This window comes from Mycobacterium sp. NGS18, from assembly GCF_059813185.1.
The window spans coordinates 1-10,809 of the sequence record NZ_JCALEC010000023.1 but is presented as its reverse complement, the minus strand read 5'-3'; the positions used below and the strand labels follow the sequence as shown (position 1 = coordinate 10,809).

Below are 10,809 nucleotides of genomic sequence, written 5' to 3'. Positions count from 1 at the left end.
AGTGAAACGCCCCCCGAGAAATCGGGGGGCGTTTCCAATTCTTGTCGCATTTCTCGTGTCCCCTCTGCGCCAAGCCCCGCCTCGCACGCCTGGTCGGGTGCCTGCTGGCAGGTTCGCCGAGAATGCGGCCAGATAGCTCATTCCGGTTGCCCCACCCGTCGAGGCGCTTTACCGTTAAGCCTCACTTAAGGGGGTTAACAGGAGGTTATCGGGTGCGCGCCTACCACTGCCTACCCATCGTTGCCGGCATCGCGACCGCCAGCCTGATCGCCGGAGTACCGGTGGCATCGCCGGTGGCCAGGGCGCAGGCTCCGGCGTTCTCGCTCACGGGTAACGGCACGGCGCTGGGGGATGGGGTCGCGTTCCTGATGGGCGGAACCGGGATCCCGCAGCCGCCCCCGACTTACCTCGATGCCGTCAATGATCTGTTCTTGAGCCCGCACGGATTCGGTGGCGAGCTGGTATCGCTGTTCACACCGGAGAACGTCAGCGACACCTCGCGTGCAGTCGGCCTGCAGCTGCTTGAGAATGCGGTGGCCGAGCGACTGAACAGTGGAGAGGTGGACGCCGAGCACCCGATCGTGGTGTTCGGCTACTCGCAGAGCGCCTCGATATCCGTGGGGCTGATGCAATGGCTTGACGAGCATGACGTATCGAACGACCTCGTCCGGTTTGTGATGATCGGCTCCCCGGCCGCCAGCTCAATCCCCACTGACCTGTATCACACCGACGTCTACAACTACGAGTACGACCCGGTCGCGTTCAAGCCGACCTACTTCAACCCGCTGGCGGACCTCAACTCAGCGCTGGGCTTCATCTACGGACACTCGGTGTACCTGAGTGCGACGCCCGAGCAGATCGCGAACGCGATCGAGCTGCCGACCTCGGATCCTGACTCGCTGACCACCTTCCACATGCTGCCTTCCGAGATCCTGCCCCTATTGGCGCCGCTGCAGTTGGTCCCGATTTTCGGAATGCCGCTTTATGAGCTTCTGGAGCCCGTCACCCGGATCCTGGTGAATCTTGGCTACGGCAGCATCGATCATGGTTGGCCGCCGGGAGACGTCGATGTGGCGGCGGGATCCGGACTATTCCCGACCGACATCGATTTCGGCGAGCTACTCACCGCGTTGGGCAAAGGCGTCGTCGACGGGGTCAACAACTCGATCGCGAGCTTGTTCGACCCCGCCACCTACACGATTTACTCGTTGCAGGAGCACCTGTCGCTGGCCGGGATCGTCAATGAGGGATACCTCGCCGGCTACCTCGACTCGTCGCATCCGTCGCTCGAGGAAGCGATGACGGGTCTGTTCAATTTCTTGACGGCGTTCACCGACACCACCCCGTACGACATGCCTGACCCGATAGACCTGCTGGGCTAAGCGGGCATTCCCCGGAGAACTCCTTCGATCCGATCCAGCAGCTCATTCGGGTCTTCGTCGGTCGCGTCCTTCCAAGCGACGAGTGCGTTGGCGAGGTTGATCGGCTGGATGGTCAGGTGTAGGCCGAGCAGGACCGTCTGGAGGTCGCTGTTGTTCGAATCTGGGGCGCGGTAGGCGATCTCGGTCTGCAGCGACTGGCCGTTGACCGAATTCCGGACCATCTTGGGAGTAATCGACTCTATGTCCTCGCGGCGGATTTCCGTCAACATAGAGCCGGGTGTGGCTGCTCGCAGCTTTAGTCCAGTGGGGGAGATGCAGAGCGGGCATCGGCGCCACATCCGTAGGACGCTGAACAGCGCTAAGGGCATCACGCCTACCAGGAGGATCCCGCCGAAACGAAACCACGCGGGATAATCGGAGTTTCGGCCCGCTGCCGCCATAGCTACGCCCATTAGCGGGACAATCGCTATTGCCATGTAGGCGTTTCCCTCGAACCACGGGGTGTAGCGGCAGACGATCTCACCGGCTGTGCGGCCGACGCCCGGCCGAATGATCCGACGCTGGCCGACGACGATGAGGAGTGCCGCGCACACGATGCCAAGAGTCCCGTACCACGGGAATCCGACCCGTGCATCCACTGCCGCTAACAAGAGCAGGAAACCCCCGAAGGAATAACGGGCTACTCGCCCCCAGCGGCTTTTTGCTCCATTGCTCGCCATCAGCGACCGTCCTGCTTTCTGCTACCCGGGGCGCCGCCGTCACTGCCGGTGGGTGGGCGACTTACCGGCCCCGTTCGGACCGCTAGCCAGATGTTCTCCCAGTCCACCGGCGAGTCGTGTAACGCGGTCACCGTCAGCTGGGCGATCAGCGTCTCGCGTTCTCTCGTGATGATCCGGGACCGGGACACGCTACCGAGAACGCCGAGTTCGTGGTTGATCTGCATGGTGAGTACTCCCGTGACGCCAGGCCCCTCAGTGGCGGTAGCGAGTTCCCGGTGCAGTTCACGGCAACCCGGTACCGACTGCAATTGCTGCTCGGACAGCATGGCGAATACGTCGGCGGCATCGAGCGGCGCCTCGACGTGATGCAGCGTCAATACGGCGTTGGGGCAGAACTGGTCGATGCGCGGGTCGTCGCGACACACCCATACGCCGATGCCCGGGGCGGAATCAAAAGAATCCCAGTCCGCCGGGACTCCCACATCCACGGCAAGCGCATCGAACCGGTCGACCGCAGACACAGCGACGCCGTTCCGGGCCATGAACTCATCGAATCGCATGGTCCAGACCGCCTATCCGAAACCGAATAGTGACTTCGCGCCACGCGCAACGCTGCCCACCGCATCTGTGACCGGATCCCAGGCCGCTTCGACCCCCTTGGACGCGAGCATGGCGGCGCCCGCACCGGCAACGGCACCGACCACGACTCCGACTGCCGTTCCCGCCCCCGGAACTATCGAGCCGGCCAATCCGCCAGCTTGTGCGCCCGCCCAGAGACCGGCTGCGACTCCCACACCTTCACGTGTAACAGCTTCGGCAACCGAGTTTCCGTCATGAATGTCCGACATCACCGCGGGAACCGCGCTCGCGGCTCCAGTCACTCGAGCAACTCGGGAGAAACCCTTTAGCTCGACGCCGCCGACCTTCGGGTCTTCAAACCATTTCAACAAGCCCGGGTCAGGCGCACCGGGGCCCGTGGTGGGTCCCTTTGCGACCACGTCGAGCACTGTTTGCCGTACACCGTCGGCAGTGCCGCCGGCGATCGCGCCCTCACCCGCGATCAGCACATCTTTCAGTGGCGGGACGAATCCGGGGGCGTTTTCGACGGCAGCGGTGCTGTTTGGATCGGACTTCGGTGTGGTCCGGTGCTGGTCGTCCGCGAGCGTCGTGTGGGGTAGGCCGGCTGCACCCGCGCCGCCGTCGGCGCCTTCTTCAGGGAAGCTGAGGTGATCCAGCCCGGCGGTGGCGGTGGCCAGATCGCGGGCGATGTCGGCCTCGGAATCGACCAGGTTGTTGAGCCGGGTGCGGATCGCGCTGGCGTGGCCGTCGGCGGCCTGCTCTCGCGCATCGCGTTCCGCGGTGGAACGGTAGTAGGGCAGCGTGTCGGTGAGGGTGTAGTCGTCATCGACGTTGAAACCGCCACGGACAGCGGCATTTACCGCATTGAGCACCGACTGCTTGTTGGTCTCCTGCCGGCCGCAGCATCGTCGGGCGATCTCGGCAGCGACTCGGAGCTGATCAGCCGGCGTCCGCACCTTGACGGCATCGGCAGCAGTTCGCTCCTGCATGCCATGGGCAGCGCTGCCCTCCCACACCGTCCCGCCGGGGCGCACCGACGCGTTGCGGACCTCGTCGAAGGCGCTCTCCCACGTGTCAGCAAGCCGGGACCAGTCCTCGCCGGAGATCTTGAGGTACTCCCAGCTCGCCGCTCTCACTTCGGACAGCGACGGCCAACCGTTACTCAGCGTCACCGATGGCTACCTCGGTAGCCCGCGTCCGCCGGCGCCGCCGTCCCCGCGCGGGTAGCCGCTGAGGGCACCCGAGTCCACTGCGGCCAATGCCGCGGCGCCACCGTCGTCCATCGCCTCGTAGTCGCGGGCCGCCTCGGTGAGCTTGGTCGCTGACGCCTGCATCCGGCTGGCGAGGACCGCGCCGACCCGGTTCGCACCCGCAGTGACCGCCGTCGCCGCCGCCCCGCTGGACTGCCAGGCGGGTGCGGTTAACGTCGGCAACGACGCCCTGACCTGACCAGCGAGGGCATCACAGCGCTGTGCCAGCGTGCGCAACCCCTCCGGCACGACCCGAAGCCCCGGTGTGGTCACCACGGAAGGTTATCGGCATCGGCGGCGATGGCCAATTCAGCAGGAGGGCTCAGTCGAACAGCGTGGCGTGGCTGTGCTGGCGCTCCAGATCCAGCAGCGCCCGTTTCCGGTCGACTCCGCCGCCGTAGCCGGTCAGGCTGCCGTTGCTGCCGATGACCCGGTGGCACGGGACGATGATCGAGATCGGGTTGCGCCCGTTGGCCAACCCGACGGCGCGAGATGCGGTCGGCGCCCCGATCTGCATGGCCAACTGGCCATACGAGCGGGTCTGGCCGTACGGGATCGTCAGCAACGCGGTCCACACCCGACGCTGAAACTCCGTACCGGCCATCTGGTAGGCCAGGTCGAATTCGGTGAGATCGCCGGCGAAATACGCCGCGAGTTGCTCGACCACCTCGGGGAATGCGGTCTCGTCGCGTCGCCAACCGGTGCGGTCGGGAGCGTGGGAGTGGTCGAGCATCAGCAGATGGCTGAGCTTGCCGTCGTCGCCGGCCAGCGTGAGCGGGCCGATCGGGCTGTCGATGGTGCGTTGGCAGGTCATGCGATCTCCTGGGACGTCGGGGGCCAGTCGTTGACGGCGTGGTCGAGTGCGGTCCACAAATGCTGGGTGGCGTAGGACCGCCAGGGACGCCAGCGGGCGGCGCGTTGATTCAGCGCCCGCGGCTGCTCCGGCAGGCCCAACTGCCGGGCGGCCACCTGCACCCCGAGATCGGTTACCGGAAAGGCATCGGGGTCGCCCAGGCCACGCATGGCGATCACCTCCGCCGTCCAAGCACCCACACCGGGAATCTGCAACAGCGCGTGCCGGGCCCGGTCCCAATCGCAGCCCGCGCCCAGCACGACGGTGCCCTCGGCCAACCCCGCGACCAGGGCGAGCAAGGTGCGCCGGCGTGCCCGGGGCAGGGCGAGCTGATCGGGATCGATGCCGGCGAGGCGCTGCACCGAGGGAAACACGTGCGTCAGCCCGCCGGCCGGATCTGCGATCTGCTCACCGTGCGCGAGCAACAGCCGGCGCGCGTGGGTGCGGGCCGCCTTGACCGACACCTGCTGGCTGAGGACCACCCGCACCGCCAGTTCGGCTTCATCGACCGTCCGCGGAATGCGCTGACCCGGCGCCTTGGTCACGACCGGCGCCAATTCGGGGTCCTCGGTGAGTGTTTCGACGACAGCCTCGGGATCGGCGTCGAGGTCCAGCAACCGCCGGCAGCGGGTGATGGCGGCCGTGAGGTCCCGGAAGTCCTCGAGCACCAGCTTGCATCGGACGTGATCGGCGGCCGGAGACAAGCTGACTATGCCGTTGCCGTGCGGCAGGCGCAGGGTGCGTCGGTAGGCACCCTCGCGTACCTCCTCGCAGCCGGGAACCGCGCACGCCGCCAGATGCCCGAAGACACCCTCGAACGCGAACGGAGTGCGCACCGGCAGGCGCAGCGACAGCGCCCCTGGGCCGGGAGCATTCCGGTCGGACTGGATCGTCGACCGGGTGACCGCCTGCTGCCGCAACGCCGTCGGGGTGGTGGCACACACGGCACGGATCGTGTCGTTGAACTGCCGGATGCTGGCGAACCCGGCCGCGAACGCGACGTCGCCCAACGGCAGATCGGTGGTCTCGATCAAGATCCTGGCCGTCTGCGCCCGCTGGGCGCGGGCTAGCGCCAACGGGCCGGCGCCGACCTCGTCCTGCAGCAGGCGCTGCAACTGGCGGGCGGAGTAGCCTAGGTGGCCGGCAAGTCCGGTCACCCCCTCCCGGTCGACGGTGCCGTCGGCGATCAAGCGCATCGCCCGGCCCACCACGTCGCCGCGGATGTTCCATTCCGGAGAGCCCGGTGCCGCGTCCGGTCGGCAACGTTTGCAGGCCCGGAAGCCGGCGCGCTGCGCGGCGGCGGCGCTGGGGTAGAACCGCACGTTGCGCGCCAGGGGCGGGCGCGCCGGGCAACTGGGCCGGCAATAGATCCGGGTGCTCAGCACGGCCGTGTAAAACCAGCCGTCGAAGCGGGCGTCGCTGGACTGCACGGCACGATAGCAGCGGTCGAAGTCGTCGTGCATGTTGTAACCATGGCACGCGCCGGCCGATGACACTAGCGGAAATGCGACACGATAGTGCCGGAGCGGTACGGGGTCGCGGGGCTACCATCTGGGCGTGACAGCACTGGTGCAGCGGTACCTGGACGAGATCCTGGCCGAACACGCCGACGTGAGCGTCGGCGCACTGGCGAGCTACATTCCGGAGCTGTCCCGGGTCGATCCTACGGGCTTTGGCCTCTCGCTGTCCTCCTCAGACGGTCATGTCTACGAATCCGGCGACGCCGGTGTGGAATTCACGATGCAGTCGATCTCCAAACCGTTCACCTATGCCCTGGCGCTCGATCAGCTGGGTCAAGAAGACGTCGACGCGCGGATCGGCGTGGAACCCTCCGGTGAGGGGTTCAACAGGATCAGCGTCGATCAGGTCACCAACGTCCCGAAGAATCCGATGATCAATGCCGGCGCGATCGTGGCGTGCTCCTTGATCCCGGGCAAGGCGGCCGACGATCGGTTCGACCTCGTCCGCGAGTTCTACAGCGCCTGCGCCGGCCGCGGCCTGGACTTCGACGAGGACGTCTACCGATCCGAGAAGGCCAGCGGCAGCCGCAACCGCGGGATCGCCTACCTGCTCGAGAGTTTCGGCGCGCTCGGTGCTGATCCCGACGACGCACTCGACGTCTACATCCGATCATGCTCGCTGAAGGTCACCAGTACCGATCTGGCCCGGATGGCCGCGACGCTTGCGCGCGGCGGGTTCAACCCGCTGACCGGCCGGCAGGTGACCGACGCGGCCGTGGTGCGGCGCACGCTGTCGGTCATGGTCACCTGCGGTATGTACGACGCCGCCGGTGAGTGGGTCAGCGCGGTCGGTATGCCGGCTAAAAGCGGCGTCGCCGGTGGCATCGTGGCGGTGCTGCCCGGCCAGCTCGGTATCGGCGTCTATTCGCCGCGGATCAACGCCAAGGGCAACAGTGTGCGCGGGGTCCTGGTGTGCCGCAGCCTTTCCCAACAGCTCGGCCTGCACTTCCTGACGGTGAGCAGCGAAGCCCACGCGGCCATTCGCGGGGCGTACACCCCCCGCCCCGGCGTTCGGGTCTACGAGGTCCACGGCGATCTGCTTTTCGCGGGTGCCGAACAGGTGGCCCGCACCGCCACCCGTGAGTGTGGTGACTTCGACATCGCGATCCTGGACGTGTCGCGGCTGCACGCGATCAGCGATCCAGCGCGCGCCCTGCTCGCCGGACTGGCCGACGATCTGCAAAGCCGCGGCAAGCAGGGGCTGCTCGTCGATCCCGGCGGCGCGGTGGCGCCCGACCCGGCGGCCTACGGCGCGCTGGTGTTCGACACGGTCGAGGCCGCCCTCGCCGCGATGGAGAAGCAGGCCGGGTAACGCCGGCTACAGCGGGCCGGCCAGCACGGTGGGCTGGTCGTAGCCGCGCAGTACCACCGACTCGCCCAGCACCCAATGGGCCTGCTCGCTGATGCTGGCGGCGAGCACCGTCGGCGCCGTGGTCAACAGCGGTAGCTGCCGGGCTTTGGCCAACTCGCACAGCCGGGCGGCTTCGTTGACCGGTTCGCCGATCACGGTGTATTCGAAACGTTCTTTGGCGCCGACATTTCCGGCGACGACCTGGCCGGCCGCCACACCGATACCGGCCCGGATCTCCGGGACTTCGTCGGCTAGCCGAGACAGGATCCCTCGAGCGGCGGCCAGCGCTTCGTCCTCGGGCTGGTCGAGGTGATTCGGGGCGCCGAAGATCGCCAGGGTCGCATCGCCCTCGAATTTGTTGATCAGCCCGCGGTGGCGATCGACCTCGTCGACGACCACCGCGAAAAACCGGTTGAGCAAAGTGACGACCTCGGTCGCCGCCTTGGCGGTCACGATCTGCGTCGAGCCGACGATATCGACGAAAAGCACTGCGACGTGGCGCTCTTCGCCGCCCAGCTGTATCCGTTCGCGTTCCGCCGCGGCGGCGACCTCGCGCCCGACGTGGCGACCGAACAGGTCGCGTACCCGTTCGCGCTCCCGCAACCCGTGCACCATCGCGTTGAAACCGCTCTGCAGCTCACCGAGTTCGGTGCCGTCGAACACCACCAGATCGCCGCGAAGGTTGCCCTGTTCGACGCGCTTGAGTGCGGCGCGTACCACCCGCACCGGGGCAGCGGTGAGCCAGGACAGGATCCACATCAGCAGGAATCCGAAGACCACGGTGGCAACCGAAATGATCAGTACCGCAATACCGAACTGGGTCATGGTGAGGTTCTTCAGCACCAGGGCGAATATCGCCGTCAGCGCGATACCCAGAACCGGCACACCCGAGCTGAGTAGCCACACCATCATGGTGCGGCCCATGATTCCCGAGATGAACCGCCGGGGCGGCCGCCCGGCGGCGAGTGCCTGCGCGGCCACCGGCCGCAGCGCGAACTCGGTGAAGAGGTAGCAGGCGGTGGCCACCTGGATGCCGCAGATACCCACGGTGAATGCCACAATCGGAATGAAGATACTGTTTTTCATTCCATAAAGCAGCGTGAACAGCACCGCCGCCACGCACCAGAGCGCCAGCACGACCTGCGACACCCGCCACGGCGCCAGGAAGGCGTTGCGCTCATCCGCCCGGCTGGGCTGCTGCTCCTTGATCGCCCAGCGCAACCTCTTGATGGTGCGCCGGGTGATCCAGTAGGTGCCGAAGACCATCGCGATCACGACATAGGCCGGAACAACACCGTAGGTCAGCCACGTCGGGGCGTCGGCGAACACACTGGGCGTCGGAAAGGCCACCGTCACCAGCATCACCGCCACGGCGATCCCGAGCAGGTTGGTCACCACGATGACCACCGTCATGATGAACTGAATGCGTATCCGGCGCAGATACTGGCTCTCCGAGACCCTGCCCAGCAACCAGGAGCCGTATTCGGGCGTTTCCGGCAGCCGGCCGCTCTGGCGGGTCAGCAGCTCCAGGATCCGGCCCAGGCGTTGCGCGGTCGTCTTTGGCGGCTTCATCGTGGCGTAAGAATAATTGCTCGGGGCTGCGCCGTGTCGAACAATTAGCTGCGGTCGAGTCGGCGTAGCAGCATGGCAATCTGGCTGAGGATCGCCGAATCCCTGATGTGCTGCGAGGGTGATTTCGTAGTGGCGGTCGAGTCGATGGCAGTGATTGATCCAGCTATTGGTAGGTTCGGCAATCCAGCGGCGTGGCTGTAACTGGTACCGGCTGGCTGATTTTGGGCCGGAAACGATGTCGATGCTGACGCTGGCCTTGGTGGCTGAATCGGCGACGGTGGTGCCGGTGTAGTCCTGGTGTAGTTGTCCAGCCAGAGGTGGGCAATGGTCGGCGCGACCCGTGTCACTTCGCCCAGGAGTTCGGGAAAGGCTGCACGATCCTGCACGTCAGCGGCGGCGACCATTATGCCCGCGCTGTCGACCAGGATGTGGCGTTTGAAGCCGTCAATCTTCTTAGCGCCTTCGAATCCGCGCGGACCGGCCACCGGAGATGCCTTGGCGCGGCAGGGGGTACCTCCCGCTTGCGGGCGAATACCGCGAGGCGCTGCCAGTGCGCAGCAAGGTAGAGGATCGTGTCGAGATATTGGCGCCACCGCTGGGGCGGGCACGTCCGGCCACCGTGTGGATGTTCCGGCACGACGAATCGGTCGATGCGCGCCCAGGCGGTGCCGGACAGATCGGACTCGTCGGGGAGCCGGTGCGGCGGTTTGAGGTCACATAACTACCGATCTGCGATCAGGTGTTTCGACATATTCTTGCATGTCAGCGTGTTGTCGGTGGCCTATGCGATGCTCGCGGTGATGACCCGGCACACGACGTTTAAGTTCTGCCTCGACCCGACCGTCGAGCAGATCGATGTGCTGGCCCGACATGCCGGGGCGGCCCGGTTCGCATTCAACCAGTGTCTACGGATGGTCAAAACTGCACTCAACGACCGGAAGTCCAACTCGAACATCGAGGTGCCGTGGACCGGGTTTGATCTGATCAACGTGTTCAACGCGTGGAAGAAGACCGAGGCCGCCGGCCGGGTTTTCACCGTCGATGCCGCCGGTGTGGCCGAATTGGATGTGACGGGGCTGTCGTGGCGGACCGAGGTCTGTCAGCAGGTGTTCGAGGGAGCCGCTGTCGATCTGGGACAAGGGCTGAAAGCGTGGTCGGATGCCCGGGCCGGCAAGCGCAAAGGCAGGCGAGTCGGCTTTCCTCGCTTCAAGAAGAAGACCCGTACGATCCCGTCGTTTCGGTTGCGCAACAAGCACCCCAAAGGCCGGCGGGCGGCGATCCGCGTCGGCGAGGATGGCCGGCCGCGGTCGCTCACGCTGCCCGGCATCGGCCAGATCGCCGTCCACGACGACACCCGCCGACTACGCCGCCTGCTTGCCAAGGACCGCGCCGAGATTTTGTTCGCCACCGTCACTGAGCACGTCGGCCGGTGGTGGCTATCGCTGAATGTCGAAGCCGCTGACATACACCCGGCCCACCACCACCAGCCTCGAGACGCCGCAGACAGCGGTGGTTGGGTTGGGGTTGATCGGGGGCTTTCGGCGTTCGTCGTCGCTGCCACGTCCGGCGGCACCGAAGTCGCC

11 protein-coding genes are annotated in these 10,809 nt (G+C 66.3%); 3 read left to right on the top strand and 8 right to left on the bottom strand.

The annotated features are described in order from the left end of the window. Positions 1-212: 212 nt before the first annotated feature. Positions 213-1,382: a PE-PPE domain-containing protein gene (locus tag AC5Y31_RS21650; protein ID WP_499982929.1), complete on the top strand. Its 1,170-nt coding sequence runs from the start codon at positions 213-215 to the stop codon at positions 1,380-1,382. Here AC5Y31_RS21650 and AC5Y31_RS21645 read toward each other — a convergent pair. The 6 genes from AC5Y31_RS21645 to AC5Y31_RS21620 all read right to left on the bottom strand — a co-directional run bounded on the left by AC5Y31_RS21645 (position 1,379) and on the right by AC5Y31_RS21620 (position 6,246). Continuing rightward, complete coding sequence (locus AC5Y31_RS21645) at positions 1,379-2,101, bottom strand: hypothetical protein (RefSeq protein WP_499982927.1); 723 nt, start codon at positions 2,099-2,101, stop codon at positions 1,379-1,381. The two genes, AC5Y31_RS21650 and AC5Y31_RS21645, sit on opposite strands and share 4 nt — an antisense overlap. Then, positions 2,101-2,661, bottom strand: coding sequence for an LpqN/LpqT family lipoprotein (locus AC5Y31_RS21640; protein ID WP_499982926.1), 561 nt, complete (start codon positions 2,659-2,661; stop codon positions 2,101-2,103). The genes AC5Y31_RS21645 and AC5Y31_RS21640 overlap by 1 nt, the downstream gene beginning before the upstream one ends. Positions 2,662-2,673: 12 nt before the next feature. Then, entirely contained in the window at positions 2,674-3,696 is a 1,023-nt protein-coding gene (locus AC5Y31_RS21635; protein WP_499982923.1) for a hypothetical protein, read from the bottom strand. A 162-nt stretch (positions 3,697-3,858) separates the two neighbouring features. Next, entirely contained in the window at positions 3,859-4,203 is a 345-nt protein-coding gene (locus AC5Y31_RS21630; protein ID WP_499982922.1) for a hypothetical protein, read from the bottom strand. A gap of 49 nt (positions 4,204-4,252) precedes the next feature. After that, positions 4,253-4,744: a methylated-DNA--[protein]-cysteine S-methyltransferase gene (locus AC5Y31_RS21625; RefSeq protein ID WP_499982921.1), complete on the bottom strand. Its 492-nt coding sequence runs from the start codon at positions 4,742-4,744 to the stop codon at positions 4,253-4,255. Further along, complete coding sequence (locus AC5Y31_RS21620; protein ID WP_499982919.1) at positions 4,741-6,246, bottom strand: AlkA N-terminal domain-containing protein; 1,506 nt, start codon at positions 6,244-6,246, stop codon at positions 4,741-4,743. Before AC5Y31_RS21620 ends, AC5Y31_RS21625 begins: the two co-directional genes overlap by 4 nt. A 94-nt stretch (positions 6,247-6,340) precedes the next feature. On the opposite strand from AC5Y31_RS21620, the gene glsA reads away from it, so the two are divergent. Beyond that, positions 6,341-7,615 (top strand): glutaminase A, encoded by a 1,275-nt coding sequence (gene glsA / locus AC5Y31_RS21615; protein ID WP_499982918.1) that lies wholly within the window; start codon positions 6,341-6,343, stop codon positions 7,613-7,615. A 6-nt stretch (positions 7,616-7,621) separates the two neighbouring features. Here glsA and AC5Y31_RS21610 read toward each other — a convergent pair whose 3' ends face one another. Continuing rightward, positions 7,622-9,226: an adenylate/guanylate cyclase domain-containing protein gene (locus tag AC5Y31_RS21610; RefSeq protein WP_065024498.1), complete on the bottom strand. Its 1,605-nt coding sequence runs from the start codon at positions 9,224-9,226 to the stop codon at positions 7,622-7,624. Positions 9,227-9,270: 44 nt separating this feature from the next. Next, the gene (locus AC5Y31_RS21605) at positions 9,271-9,711 is read right to left on the bottom strand and encodes a hypothetical protein (RefSeq protein ID WP_131810548.1); all 441 of its coding nucleotides are present in this window, start codon (positions 9,709-9,711) and stop codon (positions 9,271-9,273) included. Positions 9,712-9,993: 282 nt separating this feature from the next. Here AC5Y31_RS21605 and AC5Y31_RS21600 point away from each other — a divergent pair. Next, a partial coding sequence (locus AC5Y31_RS21600) for a helix-turn-helix domain-containing protein (protein WP_499982916.1) occupies positions 9,994-10,809 on the top strand: 816 nt, incomplete at its 3' end.